This window comes from Pseudomonas monteilii, assembly GCA_001534745.1.
GTDB classification, from domain to species: Bacteria; Pseudomonadota; Gammaproteobacteria; order Pseudomonadales; family Pseudomonadaceae; genus Aquipseudomonas; species Aquipseudomonas alabamensis.
This window is the reverse complement of record CP013997.1, coordinates 2,623,162-2,645,331: the sequence shown is the minus strand read 5'-3', so window position 1 is coordinate 2,645,331 and position 22,170 is coordinate 2,623,162. Positions and strand designations below refer to the sequence as shown.

Here is a 22,170-nt window from a genome sequence, read left to right as displayed (position 1 = left end):
TCCATTCAGGTCGAGAACATCGAGGGTGCGTGAGCGTGGAATGGCAGCAGGGTTTCGTCCTCACCCGGCATTGGCACGACCTGCCGGAGGGCACCGTGGTGACCTTCTGGCTGGCCACCGATACAGGCCCACGCTGTGTGCGTCTGGCGCCTCAGACCTCGGTCGCGTTCATCCCGCTCGAGCAGCGCGAGCTGACCCTGGCCGTGGTAGGCGATGAACCGGGTGTCGAGCTCAAGCCGCTCGCATTGCGCGACTTCGTCCGTCGTCCGGTGTTCGGGCTGTATTGCCGCCATTACCGGCAACTGCTGGCCCTCGAGCATCGCCTGAGGGCCGCGGGTGTGGACGTGTTCGAAGCCGATGTCAGGCCGCCCGAGCGCTACCTGATGGAACGTTTCATCAATGCGCCCGTGCGCTTCACCGGGACGCTTCAGGCCGATGGTTCGCTCGGCGATGCCGTGCTCAGGCCTGATCCCGACTATCGCCCGACCCTGCGTGTGGTGTCGCTGGACATCGAAACCACCGCTCAGGGCGACTTGTACTGCATTGGCCTGGAGGGCTGCGGACAGCGGCAGGTCTACATGCTCGGCCCGCCCACCGGATCGACCAACGACCCGGGCGTCGAGCTGATCTACCGCGCCACCCGCGCCGAGCTGATCGAATGCCTGGATCAGTGGCTGCAGCAGCATGACCCCGACGCGATCATCGGCTGGAACGTGGTGCAGTTCGACCTGCGTCTGCTGCACAAGCATGCCGTCAACCTCCAGGTGCCCCTGCGCATGGGGCGCGACGGCAGTGTCCTGCAGGTGCGCGAGCAGGGCCAGCATGGGCACGCGAACATCAGCGCCGTCGGGCGGCTGCTGATCGATGGGGTCGAGGCCCTGCGCTCGGCCACCTGGAACTTCCCGTCCTTCAGCCTGGAAAACGTTTCGCGCACCTTGCTGGGCGAGGGCAAGGCCATCGCCACGCCCTATCACCGCATGGACGAGATCAATCGCCTGTTCGCCGAGGACAAGCCAGGGCTGGCGCGCTACAACATCAAGGACTGCGAGCTGGTCACCCGGATCTTCGCCCATACCGGCCTGATGGCGTTTCTGCTCGAGCGTGCGACGGTGACCGGATTGCCCGTGGATCGCAGTGCCGGCTCGGTGGCCGCGTTCAGCCACCTGTACCTGCCCGCGATGCACCGCCAGGGTTTCGTCGCGCCCAACCTGGGCAGCCAGCCGGACCTCCCCAGCCCGGGCGGTTTCGTCATGGATTCACGTCCTGGTCTCTACGATTCGGTCCTGGTGCTGGACTACAAGAGCCTGTATCCCTCGATCATCCGGACCTTCCTGATCGACCCGGTCGGCCTGGTCGAAGGGCTGGCCGACCCAGACCCGGCGCAGGCGATAGAAGGGTTTCGCGACGCCTGGTTCTCGCGCACCCGGCATTGCCTGCCGCACATCGTCGAGCGCGTCTGGCAAGGGCGCGAGGCAGCCAAGCGCGACGGTAACGCGCCCTTGTCGCAGGCGTTGAAGATCATCATGAACGCGTTCTATGGCGTGCTCGGGACGCCCAGCTGCCGGTTCTTCGATGCACGTCTGGCGTCGTCCATCACCCTGCGCGGGCACCAGATCATGCACCAGACCCGTGCGCTGATCGAGGCACGCGGCCTGGAAGTGATCTATGGCGACACCGACTCCACCTTCGTGTGCCTGCGCCAGGCCCTCGACGAAGACGAAGCGATGCGCCTGGGGCACACGCTGGTCACCGAGATCAATCAGTGGTGGCGCGATCATCTGCGCCAGACCCAACAGCTCGACAGCGCCCTGGAGTTGCAGGTCGACACGCATTTCCGTCGTTTCCTGATGCCGACCATCCGCGGCGCCGAGGAGGGCAGCAAGAAGCGCTACGCCGGGCTGACACGCCAGGGTGATACCGAGGACACGCTGGTATTCAAAGGCATGGAGTCGGTGCGCACCGACTGGTCGCCCCTGGCGCGGGAGTTCCAGCGCGAGCTGTACGGCCGGATCTTCCGCCGCCAGCCTTACCAGGCCTACGTGTGCGAATACGTGCGCCAGACCCTGGCCGGGGAGCACGATGACCTGCTGGTGTACCGCAAGCGGCTGCGTCGCCCCTTGGCGGACTACGAGCGCAACGTGCCACCGCACGTGCGCGCCGCGCGCCTGGCCGAGGCCTTCCACGCCGGGCTGGGACGGCCCAGTGCCTACAAGAAGGGCGGCTGGATCAGCTACCTGATGACGTTGGCCGGGCCTGAGCCCTTGGACCATCATCCGTCGCCGATCGACTACGAGCATTACGTGTCACGTCAGCTCAAGCCCATCGCCGACGCCATCCTGCCCTTCGTGGACGATGACTTCACGGCGCTGACCGGACAGCAGATGCCGCTGTTCTGAGCACGCCCCTTCGGCAGATCCTGTACGCTGACGACGTGGCCCCCAACAGCCGCGAGCGACCATGGGCTATGCTCGATGAAGCCGGGGACAGGTGCGCTCGAAGGCGCTCGAGATCATCCATTACATTTTTCGGCATGAGCCAGGCGGCCAGATGGTTTAGGCTTTTGTGTCAGACATTTCGCTTTAAACTGTAGTCTTGTAGTTACGGATACATAAGGAGAGACCCATGCTTGCGCGGTCGTTGACCTTCGCCACGTTGCTCGCCGTTGCCGGACCGCTGTGGGCGGCGGCCGATAATGGACCCCTGACCCAAGAACTGGGCAAGTCGAGGCCGCTGGTGGTGATTGCACCGAGTACCGCCGACCCGACGCTCAAACACCTCACCGAGGCGTTGAGTGCACCGCAGACCCAGGCCGGATTCAAGGAGCGCAATCTGGTCCTGTTCAGTGTTGCCGGTCTGGTTGGCAAGCGGGACGACAAGTTTCTCGAACAGCAAGCGACCATGGCCTTGATCCGCGAACTGAAACTGGGCGCCAGCAAGGGTACCAAGGTCATTCTGATCGGGAAGGATGGCCAGCAGCATATGCTCAAGGACGAGCAGAACAGCGATGCGATCGATGTGCAGGCGGTGTTCAAGGCCGTAGATGAGCTGCCTGCCAGCGAGAAAGCGGTCTCGACACCGGAGCCGGTGGCCAGTACAGCCGATACGCCGGCGAAAGACGCCAAGGCAGGCAAGCCGGTCAAGCCCGCTGCACCTGCCAAGCCGCCAAAACCACTGGAAGATTGAGCGACGCCAGGGCGTCGCCCGAACGCCGCCCGGTGATCCACTCACCGGGCGGCACCCTCCATCACTCTTCGTCGCGTTGCAGCGCCAGCAGCAGCATCGAGCGACCCGTCACGTCGAACGTCGAGCCGAACTCCAGGCGCTCCTTCTTGCGCAGCGTCGGGCGATCGGTGTCGATCAGGCAGTTCCAGTATTCGCCCTCGGGCACCTCAGGCAGCTGGAAAGGCACGGTGTCATGGTGGGCGTTGACGATCAGCAGCAGGGTCGCGTCCGAGCCGGGGCGCGCGATGTCGCTGACCTGGGCGCGCCCGTCCATCAACATGCCCAGGCAACGGCCGTTCGGATCTTCCCATTGCTCGACCGACATTTCATTGCCATCCGGTGCGAGCCAGGTGACGTCCTTGACCCCGATGGCCTCGTTGTACTCACCCACCAGGAAGCGCGAGCGGCACAGGATCGGGTAGGTGCGGCGCAGCTTGGTCAGGCGCTTGACGAAGGCCAGCAGCTCGGTGCCTTCCTCGTCCAGGTCCCAGTTGATCCAGCCGATCTCGCTGTCCTGGCAGTAGGCGTTGTTGTTGCCGCCCTGGGTGCGACTGAACTCATCGCCTGCGACGATCATCGGTGTGCCTTGCGACAGCAGCAGGGTCGAGAAGAAGTTGCGCATCTGGCGCATGCGCAGTGCCTTGATCTCTGGATCGTCGGTCTCGCCTTCGGCGCCACAGTTCCAGGAAATGTTGTTGCTGGTCCCGTCCTGGTTGTTCTCTTCGTTGGCCTCGTTGTGCTTGTCGTTGTACGACACCAGGTCGCGCAAGGTGAAGCCATCGTGGGCGGTGATGAAGTTGACCGACGCGTAAGGGCGGCGTCCGCGGTTGTTGAACATGTCGCCCGAGGCGGTCAGGCGTGCGGCGAAGTCGGCCAGCTGGCCTTCGTCACCCTTCCAGAACGCCCGTACGGTGTCGCGGAACTTGTCGTTCCACTCGGCCCAGCCCGGTGCGAAGTGACCCACCTGATAGCCCCCTGGACCACAATCCCAAGGCTCGGCGATCAGCTTGACCTGGCGCAGCAGCGGGTCCTGGCGGCAGGCGACCAGGAAGCTGTGGCGCTCGTCGAAGCCGTCATGGTAGCGGCCAAGGATGGTCGCGAGGTCGAAGCGGAAGCCATCGACGTGCATCTCGCCCGCCCAGTAGCGCAGGGAGTCGGTCACCAGCTGCAGCACGCACGGGTGGCTGAGGTCGAGGGTGTTGCCGGTGCCGGAATCGTTGATGTAGTAGCGCTTGTCATCCGGCATCAGACGGTAGTACGAGGCGTTGTCGATGCCGCGCATGGACAGCGTCGGGCCTTGCTCGTTGCCTTCGGCCGTGTGGTTGTAGACCACGTCCAGGATGACTTCCAGGCCTGCCTTGTGCACGCGCCCGACCATTTCCTTGAACTCGGCGATCTTGCCGCTGGCCAGGTATTCCGGGTGCGGTGCGAAGAACGCGATGCTGTTGTAGCCCCAGTAGTTGTTCAGGCCCTTGTCCAGCAGGTGCTGGTCGTTGACGTAGGCATGGATGGGCAGCAGCTCGATGGACGAGACGCCCAGGTCCTTGATGTGCTTGAGCAGCTGATCGTTGCCCAGGCCGGCGAAGGTACCGCGGTCTTTCTCGGGTACGTCCGGGTGACGCATGCTCAGGCCACGTGCGTGGGCTTCATAGACGATGGTGCGTTCCCACGGGATCTGCACGCGCTCGTCGCGGCCCCAGGTAAAGGCCGGATCGATGACCTTGCACTTGGGCACGAAGGGCGCGCTGTCGCGCTCATCGAAGCTCAGGTCGCCATCAGGGTGGCCCAGGGTGTAGCCGAACAGCGCCTCGGACCATTTCAGCTCGCCGACCAGCTGCTTGGCATAGGGGTCGATCAGCAGCTTGTTGTGGTTGAAACGGTGGCCGTTCTGCGGCTCGTAGGGGCCGTAGACGCGGTAGCCGTAGACCAGGCCCGGATGAGCATCGGGCAGGTACCCGTGGTAGATCTCATCGGTGTATTCCGGCAGTTCGATACGCTCGAGTTCGTTCTCGCCCGTGGAGTCGAAGATGCACAGCTCGACCTTGGTGGCGTTGGCCGAGAACAGGGCGAAGTTGACGCCCACGCCATCCCAGGTGGCGCCCAGCGGGAATGGCAGGCCTTCACGGATGCGCGTAGGCGCGACGGAGCGGTTGGACTTCTTTTGCTTTTGCGAAGACATGGCGTTCTCTCATTCGACCGAACATTGCAAATGGAACCGTGTACTGAAGCCTTCGGCAGGTCGAGTGATCTGACAAGGCGAGTGACAGCAGTCGTGCGTGCGCCTCCATGCGCCTTGAAACCACAACAGGGGCCTCGTGAAACGGTTGAGCACCGCGGTACGTGCGCAGGGACGCCGCAGCTCGGCAGGAGCCGTCAAAAGAGGTAGGAGATTCAGTAAAAACCAGGCGCGTGATGCGCGCCTGGGTCAATCAAGCCGAAGGCCGCGGATTCAGCCGGCCTCGGGTTTCTTGGCAGCGCGGGGCTTCTTGGGTGCAGCGGGCTTGGCAGAGGCTTCAGGCTTGGGCGCCGGTGCCTTGGCAGGCTTTGCCGACTTTGCGGGCTTAGGCGCACTGGAGGCGGTCTTGCCCGCCTGTGCCGACTCGAGCGCTTCAGCCGCTAGTTTCGACTTGGCAGGGGCGGGCTTTTTGCCAGCCGCTGCCTTGGGGGCCTTGGCAGGCTTGGCTTCAGGCGCCTTGGACTCGGCTTCGGCCAGCTTGCGGGCCTTGGCCCAATGCTCGGCCTCCCGGCCCTCGGGTTTGCCCTCCGACTCCCAGATCTGGTAGGCGAATTCACGGATACGTTTATCATCGACACTCATCACGACGCTCCTGGTGTTCAAAAGTGTTCAATCAACAGGTTGACCGGAAACTCTGCCAGTACTGCGCTCAACATCAGCTCCCTTGATTGGCTGACCACATCACCGGCAAAAAGTCCCGTGCAATTGGCAGCCTTCAGGTCGAACGGCAGAATGACCCGCGTATCGCCCCATTGCGCTTTCGAGATCCACGGGGTCGTCGCCTCCTCCAGCAGCGAGCTGGCCAGGCGCGGCATGACCACGATCGCACGTGCCTCGTCGCCTACGCGGGCAAAGGCCATGACGCGGTCGGCATGCTGGCCTTCGACGTCCAGCGGGATGTAATCACCGCGTGCGAACAGGTGCGGATGACGGCATCGGCAGTCCAGCACGCGCGCGATCAGGGTCTGTTTGATGCGCCCATCGCGCCAGTGCTCCAGCAGGGCTGGCAGCGGCGTCTGCTGCTCGAGCGAGGCCTGTCGGGCGGGGTAGTCCACCGGGCGACGGTTGTCCGGGTCGACCAGCGTGAGGTCCCAGTATTCATTGCCCTGATACAGATCCGGCACACCCGGCACCGTCATGCGCAGCAGCGTCTGTACCAGGCCGTTGAGTGCGCCTGCGTTGTCGATCGAGTGTGCGGCATCGGCGATGGCCTGGCGCAGGGCCGATTGCCCGGCGTCCAGCAGCAGGGCAGCGATGTAGGCCGCGCAGATGCCCTCGTAGGTTTCGTTCGCTGCGCTCCAGCTGCTGCGCAGCTTGGCTTCGCGCAGGGCTTTCTGCTGCCACTGGCGCAGCCGCTCGGCATACTGTTCAAGGGCAGGCTGGTCGTCGAGGGACAGGTCCAGCGGCCAACTGGCAAGCAGGGTCTGGAACAGCAGCATCTCATCGCCCGGGCTGGGCGCCGGACCATCGTCCAGGTCCTGGCGCAAGGGTGCTGCCAGCTCACGCCACTGCTCGACGCACTGGGCGAACCACTCGCCGCGCTCGCTGACCACGGCCAGGCGTGCCCGGCAGTCTTCACCACGCTTGTGGTCGTGGGTCGCCGTGGTCAGCAGGTTGTCCGGAAAATCACGCAGACGTCGTTGTGCCTCATCATTGAAGTGGGCAGGATCGGCGCTGAAGATGTCCGCTTCGAAGCCCACGTCGTTGCGCGACAGCAGCCGTGCCGAGCGATAGAACGCCGTGTCCTCGACCGCTTTGGCCGCACTCGGCGCGGTCAGTTGCTGGAAGCGCACGCAGGCGTGGCGCAGGCGTTTGCGCGCACGGCCCGGCGGCAGGCTGCGCCAGCGTTGGCCGCCCAACCAGCGCTGCAGCTGTTCGAGCATGGGCCAGTCGTTTTCACTGAGGCTTTCCCGGGCACCGGCCACGGCCTGCTGGAAGAACGGCTCGTCCTCGGCTGGACGACCCAATGGGTTGATGTAGGTCCGATAGACCGGATAGTGCTCGACCAGCGCCATCAGCGTGCGTCGGATGGCGCCCAGGGTCAGGTCGCGGGTCATCAGGTCGTCGCGTGCCACGGCGAGCAAGGCCTGGGCAACCGATTCGAAGTCGCCGGCCAAGGTGCCGTTGAGCACCAGATTGCGGGCCTGACGGACTTCCTCGTCGAACGGCGGGCGCTCGCTGACCTGGTGCCAAAGCTCCGTGAGCGGCGCTTCCCCGGCAGGGTCATGCTGCAGCAGCGACACCTGGTTCATGAATTCGTAGCCGGTGGTGCCGTCTACCTGCCAGTCCTTGTGGACATGCTCGCCACTGCCGAGAATCTTCTCGACGTAGATCGGGAAATGCCCCAGCGCCGCCTCGGCCGGACGTGCCGCCAGCAGGCCTTCGACACGGCGCCGCAGCTTGCGGCAGTAGCCACGGGGGTCGGCCAGGCCATCGATGTGGTCGATCCGCAGCCCATCCACCAGCCCTCGTTCGATCAGCTCGAACAGCTTGGCATGGGTAGCCTCGAAGACCGTCGCGCGCTCGACCCGCAGGCCGCCCAGTTCATTGATGTCGAAGAACCGCCGCCAGTTGATGTCATCGGCCGCCGTGCGCCAGCTGGCCAGGCGGTAGGTCTGGCGTTCCAGCAAGGCGTGAAGGCGTTGGAAGCCTGCATCGGTGCGGCTGTCGAACGCAGCCAGGGTGTCCTCGAGCGTGGCGCCGTCGCGGACTGCGTCCGCCAGCGCCTGGTGCAAGGGCAGGGCCTCGGCCAGGGGGTCGGTGCTGTCGCGCAGTGCCGCGAACCGTTCGCCCAGGGCTTGCAGCTCAGCTGACGCGCTATGGCCCAGCACGCGGCCGTAGTCCAGCGGGCAGATCGGGAAGCGGTGTTCGTAGTGTTCGATTTCCAGCACGCCATGTTTGGCATCGAAGGTCAGCGGAATCTCGCCGTCCTGAAGCGCCTTGCCATAATCGTTGCCGAGGAATGGCAGCAGTAGCTGACCTTCCATCAACGGGTCGCTGGAATGCCACTGGATGTCGAAGAATTCCGAGTAGGGGCTGCGTCGGCCCCAGGCCAGCAGGCTCTGCCACCATGGGTTGTCGGCACCGCCTACGGCCATGTGGTTGGACACGGTGTCGAGCAGCAGGCCCATGTCGTGCTTGCGCAGGGCCGCCACCAGGCGTTCCAGGGCCGCTTCGCCCCCCAGTTCCGGGTTCACCCGGGTCGGGTCCACCACGTCGTAGCCATGCCGGGAGCCGGCGCGGGCGGTGAGGATCGGCGAGGCGTAGACGTGACTGATGCCCAGGCGTGCGAAGTAGGGCACCAGAGGCGTCGCGTCGTCGAGGGTGAAGTCACTGTGCAGCTGCAGGCGGATGGTCGCGGTCAAAGGCTTCACTGGTCACGCTCCCAGGCTTGTTCGCGGGACTGCGCGATGATCTCGAGACGCCGTGCTGCGTGTGGATCGTCGAGCACCTCACGGGCCTTGGCATCGAAGCGGCGACGCCAGTTGGGATGGCCTTCAGTGGTGCCGGGGAGGTTGGGTTGCTCTTCGTTGCCCAACAGATCTTCCAGAGGAAGCAAGACAAGCGGTGCCTGGGTATGGCCGATGTAGCGAATGGCGGCGTCGATCATGGTGTCGTTGTCCTGAAGGGGGCCATATTCACGTTCAAGGCTGCTGTGCAGACCTGTCAGTTCGACCTGCCGCGACGCCCGCCATTCCTTTTCTTTTGCATCGTCGATCAACCCCAGCTCCTTCTGCCAATCGATGTCCCGAGCCTTGAGCCAGCCGGCCATCGTCGGCAGGTCATGAGTGCCGGTGGTGGCCAAGGCGTCGTCGGGCCATTGATCGATGGGCAGAAACTGCCCTGGGGAATCCTGCTCGAACTGCAGCACGCGCATGCCCAGGATGGCCTTCTCGGCCAGGTCTTCGCGCAGGCCCTCGGGCACCGTGCCCAGGTCTTCGCCCAGCACGATCGCCCGGTGCTTGTGCGACTCCAGTGCCAGGAGCCGCAGCATGTCCTGCACCGGCAGCTCGACGTAGGCGCCTTCGTTGGGTTTTGCCCCCTTGGGGATCAGCCACAACCGGCGCAGGCCCATCACATGGTCGATGCGCAGGCCACCGGCATGCCGGAAGTTGGCCTGCAGCATCTCGATGAAAGCGCGGAAACCCTTGCGTTTGAGGCCCTCGGGGAGAAGGCGCTAATGCCCCAGTCCTGTCCGGTACGGTTGAGGATGTCAGGCGGCGCGCCCACGGTAAGGTCCGCCAGCAATTCTTCTTGGCGGCTCCAGGCCTGGCTACCGCCACCGTCGGCACCGACGGCCAGGTCAGCGATCAGGCCAACGGCCATCTTGCCTTCGCAGGCCACCTGCTGCACCCGCTGCAGGCTGCGTTCGGTCAGCCATTGGCAGAAGGCATGGAAATCCAGTTCCTGAGGCTGACGCGACGTCACCTTCTCGACGGCGGGGCTGCTCGGGTCTTTCCACTCGGCAGGCCACTGGCGCCAGTCGGCGCCGTGACCTTCCGCCATGGCATGGGCCTGCAGGACCTCGAAGCGGCAGTGCAGCTCGAGCGCCTGGCCGGCTTCCTGGCGAAACGCTTCGAAATCCTCGCGCAGGCCGCGTTCGTCGACCTCGTGCTCGTGCGTCTGCTCGCTGACGAAGTCCTTGTGCAACGCGCGCAAGACCTGCATGCGCGCGTCGGCAGCGGCTGGCCAGTCGACCAGCGACTGCGCCTCCAGCGTGTGCAGGGTGGACGCCAGGTCACAGGTTTCGATGGCCGTCTGCACGGCGTGCTCGCCCAGCAGAATGGCCGGGCTGGCGTACAGGGTATTGAGTAGCAGGCGGCTGGACGGCGAGTAGGGGCTGAAATGGCTCTGCTCGGCCGTGGACAGGGCATGAATGGGGCTGATGGCCACAGCGTCCGCACCGCGCTCGGCAGCGCTACGGACCAGATCCTCGAGCGCCTGGCAGTCACCATAGCCGCACCCGTCGTCCCGGCGCAGGCTGTAAAGCTGCACGGCGATGCCCCAGCAGCGTGGCGGCGGTTCGACTGCATCTTGCAGGCCATAGCAGCGCACGGGGGCCACGGCCAGGGTCACGGTGTGCTGCCCGAGGCTGAGCAGGTGGTAGCCGATGGGTAGATCGAGCGACACCTGGCCCTGCGCGTCGACGCTGGCCTCGTGCACCATGCCGTCCTCGCGCTCGATGCGCATGGACATGCCGGCGAAGGTTGGACCCAGTGCGATCGCATCGCCCACGGTCATGGTCAACAGCGGCGGTAACACGTGCTGGCGGGCATGCTCGTCCAAGGCCTGGAGGCTGGCGTCGACGGCGGTATCGTCGTCTGCCGCATGACCCAGGCCTGCCAGGACCTTGCGCAGAACGTCGTCGCTCACCTGCTGGGGCTTGCCATTGGCATCGGTCCAGTCACGGGCGATACCGGCACGTGCGGCCAGGTCGTACAAGGGTTGTTGGCTCATACGGTGCCCTCGCCAGCGGGAATCAGGCTGGCAATGCAGCTGGCCGGCGCCAACTGCCCGGCCTGAGTGTTGCTGCGTGAGCTGTCGTGCAGCCAGAAGGCGGCGTCGGGCACATCAACCTCGCAAGGCGTTTCGCCCAGGTTGAGGTCGATGCGCAGCTGATCGCCGTTCTCCAGACGCCAGCACGCGCTCAAGGCCTTGTCGGTGAGCACCGTGACGCCTTCGGACTTGATGCCCGGCAGGGAGGGCACCACATGCTTGCGACGCAGCTCCAGCAGGGTCCGGTACAGCGCCTGCCATTCTTCGGCGGCCGGCGTATCGGTCAAGGGACGGGAAGCCTCGAACGTCTTCGGGTCATTGGGATCGGGAATCTGTTCACGATCCTCGGACGACTCGAAGGCGGCAAAGCCCTTGAACTCCGCGCGACGGCCTTCGCGCACGGCATCGGCCAGTTCGTCATGGTGATCGGTGAAGAACAGGAACGGGCTGCGGCTGCCTTGCTCGTCCCCCATGAACAACAGCGGGATCATCGGCGACAGCAGCAGCAGGGTGGTCGCCGCGCGCAATGCTTCGGGCGTGCACAGGCGAGTCAGGCGCTCGCCCAGGGCACGGTTGCCGACCTGGTCATGGTTCTGCAGAAACAGCACGAACGCGCTGGGAGGCAGGTGACCGCTCGGTTCCCCACGCGCCTTGCCGTGGCGGTTCTTCTGGCCCTGGAAGACGAAGCCCTCACCCAGGCAACGCGCCAGTTTCTGGATCGGCTGGTCTTCGTAGTCCTGGTAATAGCCTTCGGTCTCGCCCGTGAGCAGCACGTGCAGGGCATTGTGCCCGTCGTCGTTCCACTGGGCATCGAAGCCTTCTTCGAGCAGGAAGGCCTGGTTGTGTTCGTTTTCCAGCACCAGCCAGACCTTGCGACCTGGCTCGACGGCGGCGCGCACGCGGCGGGCCAGTTCCTTGAGGAAGTCCGGATTGTCGATGGCGTGCACTGCATCCAGACGCAGGCCGTCGAAGCGATACTCACAGATCCACATCAAGGCGTTCTGGATGAAGAACTCACGCACTTCGGGGCGCTTGAAGTCGATGCTGGCACCCCAGGGCGTCTGCTTGCCTTCGTCGAAGAAATCATCGGCGTAGCTGTGCAGGTAGTTGCCGTCCGGGCCGAAGTGGTTGTAGACCACATCGAGCATGACCGACAGCCCCAGGCCATGCGCCTGATCGACCAGGCGTGCCAGTTCTTCGGGTTTGCCGTAGCTGTTCTGCGGCGCGAAGGGGAGGACGCCGTCATACCCCCAGTTGCGCTTGCCCGGGAACTGGGCCACGGGCATCAGCTCGATGGCGGTGATGCCCAGCTCGGCCAGACGTGGCAGCTGCCCAGCGACACCGGCATAGCCCCCGTGCACACCGACGTGCTGTTCATGGATCACGGCTTCCTGCCAGGGGCGACCGGTCCAGGTGTCGTGCTGCCATTCGAACGCGCCAGTATCGACGGCCTGACTGGGCCCATGCACACCTTCGGGTTGATACCGCGACGCTGGGTCAGGAACGTCCTGGCTCTCGTTCTGGGTATTGGTAAAGCGGTAGAAATAGTGGTCACCTGGCTGGCAGGCGACTTCACCAATGAACCAACCGGTTGCCTCGGGATCGGACTGCAGCGCGAACGCCTGCTCTCCGATGACGACGCTCACGTCACGCGCATTCGGCGCCCAGAGGGCGAAGCGCGCCGACGTGGCGTCCAAGAAATGTACGCCATGCCTGTGCATCTTCGACTCCTCGACTCAGTAGTGGGCGGCCTGGGTCTGGCAGACCAGTTCTTCGTACAGACGGGCGTAGGGTTCGACCGCCTGGCACCAGTTGAAGGGTTGTGTCATCGACAGGCAACGCATGGCATTGAGCAGGTCCTTCTTCTCGTAGACATAGAAGGCACGGCCCAGGGCTTCGCGATAGCTGTCGGCGGTGGATTCATCGAACAGGAAACCGGTGACGCCATCTTCGATGGTGTCGGCCAGGCCGCCGGTGTTGCGCGCGACCGGCAGAGAGCCGAAACGCTGCGCATACATCTGGCTCAGGCCGCAGGGCTCGTAGCGCGACGGCATCAGCAGGAAGTCGCTGCCGGCGAACATGCGCCGAGCATCGGTCTCGTTGAAGCCGATACGCACACCGATGCGCCCCGGATGGCGCTTGGCCAACTCGCGCATGGCCTGTTCTTCTTCAGGCTCGCCACGGCCGATGATGGCAATCTGGCCGCCTTGCTCGACGATGTACTCGGCCACCGCCAGGGTCAGGTCCAGACCCTTCTGGTAGACCAGGCGCGAGACCACGGCGAACAGCGGACCTTCGGAGTCATCGAGCTCGAAGAGGGCGCGGACTTCATCGGCATTGCGCGCCTTGCCTTCCCAGTCGTTGATGCTGAAATTGTGTTGCAGGTGGGTGTCGGTAGCAGCGTCCCAGCTCTCGTCGATGCCGTTGGGAATGCCGCCGAGCAGGCCCATCTCAGCCTTGCTGGCCAGGAAGCCGTCCAGCCCGCAGCCGAAGGCCGGGGTGGTGATTTCGCGGGCATAGGTCGCGCTGACCGTGGTGATATGGCTGGAGTACGCCAGGCCCGCCTTCAGGTAGGACAGCTTGCCGTAGAACTCCATGCCCTCCTGTTGCAGGGCGTGGTCGGGAATCCCCAGCTCGGGGCAGCAGCCCAGGCTGTAGACGCCCTGGTAGGCCAGGTTGTGGATGGTGAACAGGGTCGGCACGTTCACGCCACGCCAGTGCATGTAGGCGGGTGCCAGGCCGGTCGGCCAGTCGTGGGCGTGCACCAGCTCCGGACGCCAGTGGGTCATGCCTTCGCCCGCCGCCATCTCGGCCGCTGCCAGGCTCAGGCGGGCAAAACGAATGTGGTTGTCGGCCCAGTCACGGCCTTCGTTGTCGCCATAGGGCGTGCCTTCGCGCTCGTACAGCTCGGGGCAGATCAGCACGTAGATGACCAGCCCGTCCGGCAGGTCCATACGGCCGATCTTGCAAGGCGGCAGCGCTGCATGGCCGCCCAGCTGGCCAACGATGTGGATGGGGTTGTTGCTGTTCATCACCTGGGGATAGCCCGGGATGAGAATACGCACGTCATGCAGGTGGCTCAGTGCACGCGGCAGCGCCGCAGACACGTCACCCAGACCTCCGGTCTTCACCAGGTCGGCAATTTCCGAGGTGACGAAGAGAACTTTGCGTTTGTTCGGGTTGTGCTGGCGCTGAGCGCCGGGTGCCTTGGCTGTCGTCACGATGTCCTTGCGCGGGACTTCGTGAGGGTCCTGGGTGAAAGTGATTACATTCGGTTCGACAGCGGCACTGATCATACTTCTCTCCGTCCCTAAACGAGTGCCCTGCACTCGCGGTGTTGTCTCAAGCGTTGGTCTCTCTGCATGCGTGTGTACGTGTTGCAATCCATGCCCCGGTGAAAAACTTACAGACACTGCACAGTGCGGCGATCCAGCCGCCAGGCTCTTGGTCTGTTCAGGGGTGGGCAGGCCCGGTAAAGGTGATGCCTTTTTTCCGCAGCGTGCTTAGGTGCTGACCTGTACCGATCTCGGAAAGTTCGACTTGTTTTCGTCATAAATTCCAAGCGGTTCATGGCCAGCTCCCCCAGTGTAGGAGACAACGTGACAAAGGTGTGACCCACCGGTCACTTTTTGTGGGCGGCGACCTTGACCGTTTGTAACAAGCGATCGTGCCGCCAGGTCGCAGGCGCGATCGGCAGCCCTTTCAGTCATGGACAGGGGAGAGGTCTGCAACTCTCGTGCCTTGCAGAATCCCATGTCGTCGAAAGGCCTGATGCAGGCGGCGCCTGACAGGGCCCCATCGCTGGCAAGCCAGCTCCCACCTAGATCCCTACAGCCTGCCAGGCCAGTTCCCATCCAGGCCCTTGCAGCCATTTCAGGCCAGCTCCTATCCAGGCTCTTGCAGCCATTTTCAGGCCAGCTCCTATCCAGGCCCCTGCAGCCATTTCAGGCCAGTTCCTATCCAGGCCCCTGCAGCCATTTCAGGCCAGTTCCTATCCAGGCCCCTGCAGCCATTTCAGGCCAGTTCCTATCCAGGCCCCTGCAGCCATTTCAGACCAGCTCCTATCTAGGCCCTTGCAGCCATTTCAGGCCAACTCCTATCCAGGCCCTTGCAGCCATTTCAGGCCAGCTCCTATTCAGGCCCTTGCAGCCATTTCAGGCCAGTTCCTAGCCAGGCCCTTGCAGCCATTTCCAGGCCAGTTCCCATCCAGGCTCTTGCAGCCCTTTCAGGCCAACTTCTATCCAGGCCTTTGCAGCCCTTTCAGGCCAACTTCTATCCAGGCCTCTGCAGCCTGGCAGCTCCCACTCAGGCCTCAGCAGCCTGTCAAGCTAACCCCTGCCTGGGCCTCTGTAGCCCACCAGTGTGAGCATGGCGAAGCCAGCGACCTGTGGGAGCGGGCTTGCCCGCGATGACGTCCGGTCCGTCACCGCCTACCTCGCGAACAAGCTCGTTCCCCCAAAGCACACGAACCCCGATACCTTCATGACCTCTTATGGCGCCACTTACCGGCACCTGTGCCCTGGCATGGGGCAGCAGACCCCCATACGCTTCATCGATCCGCACGCAGCGACCCCATGACGGCCCCCCCACATGAATTTCACAGGCCCCTCCAGGCCGATGCTGAACCCTGAGCTACCGCGCTGGACTAACCTGAAACGGCACATGTCCTGTCGGTCGTTCTGGAAAGGAGCCATACATGCAACTGGGAATCGTCGGGTTGGGCCGCATGGGCGGCAATATCGCAAGGCGCCTGATGCGCGCCGGTCATACCACCGTGGTCCACGACCGCAACAATGACGCCGTGGGCACCTTGGTCAAGGAGGGAAGCACCGGCGCCCATGATCTGGAAGCGCTGGTCAAGGCCCTGGATACACCACGGGCGGTCTGGGTGATGCTGCCCGCCGGCGAGCCTACCGAACAGACCATCCAGAAGCTGGCCGAGCTGCTCGAGCCGGGCGACGCCGTCATCGACGGCGGCAACACCTTCTACAAGGATGACGTGCGTCGCGCTGCGGCGCTCGCCGAGCGCGGCCTCCATTATCTGGACGTCGGCACCTCGGGGGGTGTCTGGGGCCTCGACCGCGGCTATTGCATGATGATCGGCGGCGAGAAAGACGCTTTCGAGCGCTTGGAGCCACTGTTCAAGGCGCTGGCCCCAGGCGTCGGCGCCATTCCGCGCACCCAGGGTCGCGAAGGCGAACCAGGCCGTGCCGAGCATGGCTACATCCATGCCGGACCACCGGGCGCGGGCCATTACGTGAAGATGGTGCACAACGGCATCGAATACGGCCTGATGCAGGCCTATGCCGAAGGCTTCGACCTGTTGCGCAGCAAGGGCGGCGAGCATCTGGCACCGGAGCATCGCTTCGACCTCGACATGGGCGAGATCGCCGAAGTCTGGCGGCGCGGCAGCGTGGTCAGCTCGTGGCTGCTGGACCTGACGGCCGATGCACTGGTCGCCGACCCTCAGCTGGGGCACTTCAGCGGTGCGGTCGGTGACAGCGGCGAAGGGCGCTGGACCATCGATGCCGCCGTCGAGCAGGCCGTACCGGTTCCGGTCCTGTCCAGCGCGCTGTTCGCCCGGTTCCGTTCGCGTCAGCAACAGGGCACCTACGGCGACAAGCTGCTGTCGGCCATGCGCCTGGGCTTTGGCGGCCATGTCGAGAAACCCGAATGAAGACAGACTCGATCCCTCCAGCGCCACCCTGCACGCTGTTTCTGTTCGGCGCCAGCGGCGACCTGGTCAAGCGTCTGTTGATGCCGGCGTTGTACAACCTGGCGCGCGATGGCCTGCTCGACCCCGACCTGCGCATTGTCGGGGTCGATCACAACACGTCCACCGCCGCTGAATTCGGCGAACGCCTGCTGGCGTTCATGCGTGAGCGGGAGACAGGGGGCGAGGGCGCCACCCAGCTCGACGACGCACTGTGGTCCAGCCTTGCGCAACGGCTGGAGTACCAGACGGGCGACTTCCTGTCCGCCGACACCTACACGGCCATCGCCGAACGCATCGGACAGACCGCCCATGGCAACGCGGTCTTCTATCTGGCCACCGCACCACGTTTCTTCCCTGAAGTCGCGCAGCGCCTGGGCCAGGCTGGCCTGCTGGACGAAAGCCAGGGCGGTTTCCGGCGTCTGGTCATCGAAAAGCCCTTCGGCACCGATCTGGCCAGCGCCGAAGCGCTCAACGCGGCCTTGCTGCAGGTCATGGGCGAGCGGCAGATCTACCGCATCGACCATTACCTGGGCAAGGAGACGGTCCAGAACATCCTGGTCAGCCGCTTCTCCAACGGCCTGTTCGAATCGTTCTGGAACAACCACTACATCGACCACGTGCAGATCACCGCTGCCGAGACCGTCGGCGTGGAAACGCGCGGTGCCTTCTACGACAGCACCGGTGCCTTGCGCGACATGGTGCCCAACCACCTGTTCCAGCTGCTGGCGATGGTGGCCATGGAGCCGCCGGCTGCCTTTGCGGCCGATGCCGTGCGCAGTGAAAAGGCCAAGGTCATCGGAGCGATCCGGCCCTGGTCACCGAAGATGGCCTTGAAGAACTCGGTCCGGGGTCAGTACGTCGCCTCTACGGATGAAAAGGCACTGCCGGGGTATCGCGACGAGGCCAATGTCGACCCTGAAAGCCAGACCGAGACCTACGTCGCCCTCAAGGTGATGATCGACAACTGGCGCTGGGTCGGGGTGCCGTTCTACCTGCGCACCGGCAAGCGCATGAGCGTGCGCGACACCGAGATCGCCATCTGCTTCAAGCCGGCGCCCTATGCGCAGTTCCGTGAATCGGAAGCTGAGCGGCCCAAGCCGAACTACCTGAAGATCCAGATCCAGCCCAACGAGGGCATGTGGTTCGACCTGCAGGCCAAGCGTCCGGGGCCCGAACTGATCATGGAGAACGTCGAGTTGGGCTTTGCCTACAAGGACTTCTTCAAGATGACCCCCTCCACCGGCTACGAAACCTTGATCTACGACTGCCTGATCGGCGACCAGACCTTGTTCCAGCGTGCCGACAACATCGAGAACGGCTGGCGTGCGGTGCAGCCGTTCCTCGATGCCTGGGCCCTTGGTGGCGAGGTGCACACGTACGCGGCCGGCGAGGATGGGCCCGAGGCGGGCAAGGAGTTGCTGAGCCGTGACAAACGCGAATGGCACCCATTGGGTTGATCCACCTGTTCTGGAGAAGACATGCCGGCTTTGATCGAAGATTACGCGCTGCTGGGCAACTGCCGCAGTGCCGCCCTGGTGAACCGCGACGGTTCCATGGACTGGCTGTGCCTGCCGCGTTTCGATGCGCCGGCCGTGTTCGCTGCGCTGTTGGGCAACGAAGAGAATGGCCGCTGGCGCATCGCGCCCACTGACACGGTCGAGACGGTCGAGCGTGCTTACCTGGAGGACACGCTGGTGCTGCAGACCACCTACGTGACCGCTGGCGGCCGTGCCCGTGTCAGCGACTGCATGCCCATGGGCGAGCACAACACGGTGGTACGGATCATCGAGGGGCTAGCCGGCGAGACGGCCTTCGAGATGGACCTGGTCCTGCGCTTCGACTATGGCCGCAGCGTGCCCTGGGTCGAAAAGCTCGACCCCTTGACCGTCAGCGCCGTGGCCGGACCGGACCGGCTGATCCTGCGCAGCACCGTGGAGACCCACGGCATGGATCACCACAGCGTCTGCCGCTTTCGCGTGGCAGCCGGCGAACGGCATATCTTCAGCCTGACCCATCAGCCTTCGCACCTGCCGCCCGAAGCGCCCGTGGACACCGAGGACGCGGTACGCCACAGCATCGAACAATGGCGAGCCTTCGCGGCACGTTGCCCGGACGTCGGCCAGTGGACCCCCCTGGTGCGTCGCTCGCTGTTGACGCTCAAGGCCCTGACCTACGCGCCGACCGGGGGTATCGTCGCGGCGGCGACCACCTCGCTGCCCGAGCGCATCGGTGGCGAGCGCAACTGGGACTACCGGTTCTGCTGGTTGCGTGATGCCACCATGACCTTGCTGGCGTTCATGAACCTGGGGTATTTCGAGGAGGCTCAGGCCTGGCGCGAATGGCTATTGCGCTCGGTGGCGGGGAATCCGGAACAGATGCAGATCATGTACGGCCTGGCCGGCGAACGTGACCTTCAGGAATACACTTTGCCGTGGCTGGCCGGCTACGAGCACTCGCAACCGGTGCGTGTCGGCAATGGCGCGGCCGGGCAGCATCAGCTGGACATCTACGGCGAGGTTGCCGATGCCATGACCCAGGCCGTCAAAGGCGGGCTGCCAACCCACCCGCGCAGCGCCTCCATCGCGCGCTTGATCATGCCTCACGTCGAGCGCATCTGGCGTGAGCCGGATGAAGGCATCTGGGAAGTGCGCGGTGGCAGCCAGCATTTCGTCCACTCCAAGGTCATGGCCTGGGTGGCGTTCGACCGGGTCGCCAGCCTGGCCGTGGACAACCCCGCGGAACATGAGCTGGGCGTGCACTATCGGCAGGTCGCCGACCAGATCCACCGTGAGGTGTGCGAGCGTGGCCTGGACCCGACCGGCCAGCACTTCGTGCAGGCCTACGGCTCGAGCGAGACCGACGCCAGCCTGCTGCAGATCGCGTTGACCGGCTTTTTGCCGGCTGACGATCCCCGGTTCCTGCGTACGCTGGAACAGATCGAGCAACGGTTGCTGCACAACGGGTTGTTGCTGCGTTACGACACCGAAAGTGCATCCGATGGCCTGTCGACGGGCGAGGGCACGTTCCTGGTCTGCTCGTTCTGGCTGGCCGACGTCTACGTGCTGCTCGGGCGTCGGGACGATGCGCTGGCGCTGTACCAGCGGCTGACCGGGCTGTGCAACGATGTCGGCCTGCTGGCCGAGCAATACGATCCCGTGAGCCAACGCATGCTGGGCAACTTCCCCCAGGCCTTCAGCCATATCGGCATCATCAACACGGCCCTCAACCTGCATCGTTCCCTGTGTCCCGTGCGCGATCGGGCTCATTGCGCCGAGGAGCCTGTGGCGCGCTGGTCGCCGGTCGGCGAGGGGGCACACGTCGGTTAGGCAGACGGGTGGATCCAAAAGTGGCATAGTGGCAGCATTTGACGCCGATTCCGCCGGGGATCGGCGTGTTCCATGAGGTCGCTCCGCCATGTTGTCCACTCCCAGCTCCGACACGATGTACCGCCTGCTCGTCCAGGGCGTCGTCGACTATGCCATCTATCTGCTGACGCCTGACGGTGTGGTCGCCAATTGGAACGCTGGCGCCCAGCGAGCCAAGGGGTATACGTCCGAGGAAATCATCGGACAGCACTATTCGCTGTTCTATACGGAATCGGAGCGCAAGGCCGGTGTTGCCCAGCACAACCTCGAGCGTGCCCGTCAGGAGGGGCGCTTCGAGGATCAGGGGTGGCGGCAGCGCCAGGACGGCTCGACGTTCTGGGCCCATGTAGTGATCGATGCCGTGCATGACGATGCGGGTGAGCTGATCGGTTTTGCCAAGATCACCCGGGACATCAGCGAGCGTCGCAAGCATGAGTTGGAACTGTTGGCCGCCAAGGAGCTGGCCGAAAGCTACAGCCAGGAAATGCAGACCCTGTCACGGTTCCTCGATTCGGTGATCGCGCATATTCCTGCCAGCATCGTGGTCCAGGAGACTCGCAGTCAGCGCATCCTGCTGGCCAACCAGCAGGCCGAGCAGCTGTTCTGCGCGACGCCCGGCGGCATGGTCGGGCATCTGCCGGAGGAGGCCCTGGCTCCGGAAACCGCGCACTACCTGCGCCAGCAATTGGCCTGGGGCGCCGAACGCAGCCAGGCCCACGTCATCGAGACCCGCGTGCCGACCTTGCTGGGCACACGCACCCTGCGCAGCCGGGCCTTGCGCTGCGAAAACGGCGCCGCCACTGACAGCTATGTGCTGTTCATCGCCGAGGACGTCACTGAAGAGCGTGCCGCCCACGCCCAGATCCAGCACATGGCCCACCACGACGCACTGACGGGCCTGCCCAACCGTACGCTGTTCAACGAGCGTCTACGCAAGGCCCTGGAGCACGACGGGGCCAATGGGCAGGTCACGGCCACCTTGTGCCTGGATCTGGACAACTTCAAGAACGTCAACGATGCCCTGGGCCATGCGTTCGGTGACAAGTTGCTACGGGCCTTGAGCGGACGCCTGCGCCGTGAGCTGCGCGATCAGGACACCCTGGCCCGCCTGGGAGGGGACGAGTTCGCGGTGGTGCTCAGCGATCTGACCTCCCCGGCGCAGGCGCAGGCCACCGCACAGCGGTTGATCGACGCTGCGGCGCCGCCCTTCAATATCGAGGGGCACCGCTTCTCGCTGGGCCTGAGCATCGGCATCGCCTTTGCCCCGGTCGATCACCACCAGGCCGAGCAACTGCTCGGGTATGCCGACATGGCGCTGTACGAGGCCAAGCGTCGCGGCCGCAACCGCCACGAAAGCTTCCATGTCGCCCTCGACGTCGCCGCGCGCAAGCGGCGTCTGGTCGAGACCGACCTGCGAGCTGCCCTGCACCTGGGGCAACTGCAACTGCACTATCAGCCCATCGTCGATTGCACCGGCGAACGGGTTACGGGGTACGAGGCGTTGGTGCGCTGGGACCATCCCAGCAAAGGCCTGATCATGCCCATGGACTTCATTCCCATCGCCGAGGAATCCGGGCTGATCCATGAAGTCGGCAGCCGTGTGCTCAACCTGGCCTGCCGTGAGGCGGCAAGCTGGAAAGGAGAGAAGACGATCGCGGTCAATCTGTCGCCGACGCAGTTCAAGAACAGCCATCTGGTAGAGGACGTGGCGCTGGCCTTGTCCGACTCAGGCTTGCCGGCCCGGCGTCTGGAGCTGGAAATCACCGAATCGGTCCTGCTGGAAAACAGCGAGGAGAACATCCGGACCCTGCGGGCGCTCAAGCAGATGGGGGTCGGCATTTCCTTGGACGACTTTGGCACCGGCTATTCTTCCCTCGGCTACCTGCGCTCCTTCCCGTTCGACCGGATCAAGATCGACAAGTCGTTCGTCCATGAAATGGGCGAGAGCCGCGAGGCGCTGTCGATCATCCGGGCCATCACCGGCCTGAGCAGCAGCCTGCTGATCAAGACCACAGCCGAAGGCGTGGAGTCCCGCGAGCAGATGCTGCGCCTGGCGGACGAAGGCTGCTCGCATCTGCAAGGCTACCTGTTCGGCCGGCCCAGGCCGATCATCGAGCACGTCGCCTGTTCATCTG

The 22,170-nt window shown here is 64.5% G+C and carries 10 protein-coding genes and 2 pseudogenes; 6 read left to right on the top strand and 6 right to left on the bottom strand.

Annotated features, from left to right (window positions below):
• The first annotated feature begins 35 nt into the window (after positions 1–35).
• Positions 36–2,396, top strand: coding sequence for a DNA polymerase II (locus APT63_11275; protein ID AMA47866.1), 2,361 nt, complete (start codon positions 36–38; stop codon positions 2,394–2,396).
• 226 nt (positions 2,397–2,622) lie between these two features.
• Positions 2,623–3,183, top strand: a complete 561-nt coding sequence (locus APT63_11270) for a tyrosyl-trna synthetase (GenBank protein AMA46161.1) — start codon at positions 2,623–2,625, stop codon at positions 3,181–3,183.
• A gap of 61 nt (positions 3,184–3,244) precedes the next feature.
• On the opposite strand, the gene APT63_11265 is transcribed toward APT63_11270, so the two are convergent.
• From APT63_11265 to APT63_11240, 6 genes and pseudogenes are all read right to left on the bottom strand, one after another.
• On the bottom strand, positions 3,245–5,401 hold the full coding sequence (locus tag APT63_11265) for a glycogen debranching enzyme (GenBank protein ID AMA46160.1): 2,157 nt from the start codon (positions 5,399–5,401) through the stop codon (positions 3,245–3,247).
• 270 nt (positions 5,402–5,671) lie between these two features.
• Positions 5,672–6,040: a hypothetical protein gene (locus APT63_11260; GenBank protein AMA46159.1), complete on the bottom strand. Its 369-nt coding sequence runs from the start codon at positions 6,038–6,040 to the stop codon at positions 5,672–5,674.
• Positions 6,041–6,057: 17 nt separating this feature from the next.
• Entirely contained in the window at positions 6,058–8,832 is a 2,775-nt protein-coding gene (locus APT63_11255; GenBank protein AMA46158.1) for a maltooligosyl trehalose synthase, read from the bottom strand.
• Positions 8,829–10,915: pseudogene (locus tag APT63_11250) on the bottom strand (4-alpha-glucanotransferase). The gene APT63_11255 and the pseudogene APT63_11250 overlap by 4 nt, the downstream one beginning before the upstream one ends.
• Positions 10,912–12,675: a malto-oligosyltrehalose trehalohydrolase gene (locus APT63_11245; protein ID AMA46157.1), complete on the bottom strand. Its 1,764-nt coding sequence runs from the start codon at positions 12,673–12,675 to the stop codon at positions 10,912–10,914. The pseudogene APT63_11250 and the gene APT63_11245 overlap by 4 nt, the downstream one beginning before the upstream one ends.
• A gap of 15 nt (positions 12,676–12,690) precedes the next feature.
• A complete protein-coding gene (locus tag APT63_11240) occupies positions 12,691–14,250 on the bottom strand; it encodes a glycogen synthase (GenBank protein ID AMA46156.1) in 1,560 nt (519 codons plus the stop codon).
• A gap of 1,400 nt (positions 14,251–15,650) precedes the next feature.
• Here APT63_11240 and APT63_11235 point away from each other — a divergent pair.
• From APT63_11235 to APT63_11220, 4 genes and pseudogenes are all read left to right on the top strand, one after another.
• Complete coding sequence (locus tag APT63_11235) at positions 15,651–16,631, top strand: 6-phosphogluconate dehydrogenase (GenBank protein AMA46155.1); 981 nt, start codon at positions 15,651–15,653, stop codon at positions 16,629–16,631.
• A complete protein-coding gene (locus tag APT63_11230; GenBank protein AMA46154.1) occupies positions 16,628–18,127 on the top strand; it encodes a glucose-6-phosphate dehydrogenase in 1,500 nt (499 codons plus the stop codon). The genes APT63_11235 and APT63_11230 overlap by 4 nt, the downstream gene beginning before the upstream one ends.
• 21 nt (positions 18,128–18,148) lie before the next feature.
• Positions 18,149–19,996, top strand: coding sequence for a glycosyl hydrolase (locus APT63_11225; protein AMA46153.1), 1,848 nt, complete (start codon positions 18,149–18,151; stop codon positions 19,994–19,996).
• 88 nt (positions 19,997–20,084) lie between these two features.
• Positions 20,085–22,157 (top strand): annotated as a pseudogene (locus APT63_11220) (histidine kinase).
• The last annotated feature ends 13 nt before the right edge of the window (positions 22,158–22,170 follow it).

What these genes read in the sequence shown, in the direction of transcription:
- APT63_11270 (AMA46161.1), top strand. Translation starts at nt 2,623, where the DNA reads ATGCTTGCGCGGTCGTTGACCTTCGCCACGTTGCTCGCCGTTGCCGGA.
- APT63_11265 (AMA46160.1), bottom strand. Translation starts at nt 5,401, where the DNA reads ATGTCTTCGCAAAAGCAAAAGAAGTCCAACCGCTCCGTCGCGCCTACG.
- APT63_11260 (AMA46159.1), bottom strand. Translation starts at nt 6,040, where the DNA reads ATGAGTGTCGATGATAAACGTATCCGTGAATTCGCCTACCAGATCTGG.
- APT63_11245 (AMA46157.1), bottom strand. Translation starts at nt 12,675, where the DNA reads ATGCACAGGCATGGCGTACATTTCTTGGACGCCACGTCGGCGCGCTTC.
- APT63_11240 (AMA46156.1), bottom strand. Translation starts at nt 14,250, where the DNA reads ATGATCAGTGCCGCTGTCGAACCGAATGTAATCACTTTCACCCAGGAC.
- APT63_11235 (AMA46155.1), top strand. Translation starts at nt 15,651, where the DNA reads ATGCAACTGGGAATCGTCGGGTTGGGCCGCATGGGCGGCAATATCGCA.
- APT63_11230 (AMA46154.1), top strand. Translation starts at nt 16,628, where the DNA reads ATGAAGACAGACTCGATCCCTCCAGCGCCACCCTGCACGCTGTTTCTG.
- APT63_11225 (AMA46153.1), top strand. Translation starts at nt 18,149, where the DNA reads ATGCCGGCTTTGATCGAAGATTACGCGCTGCTGGGCAACTGCCGCAGT.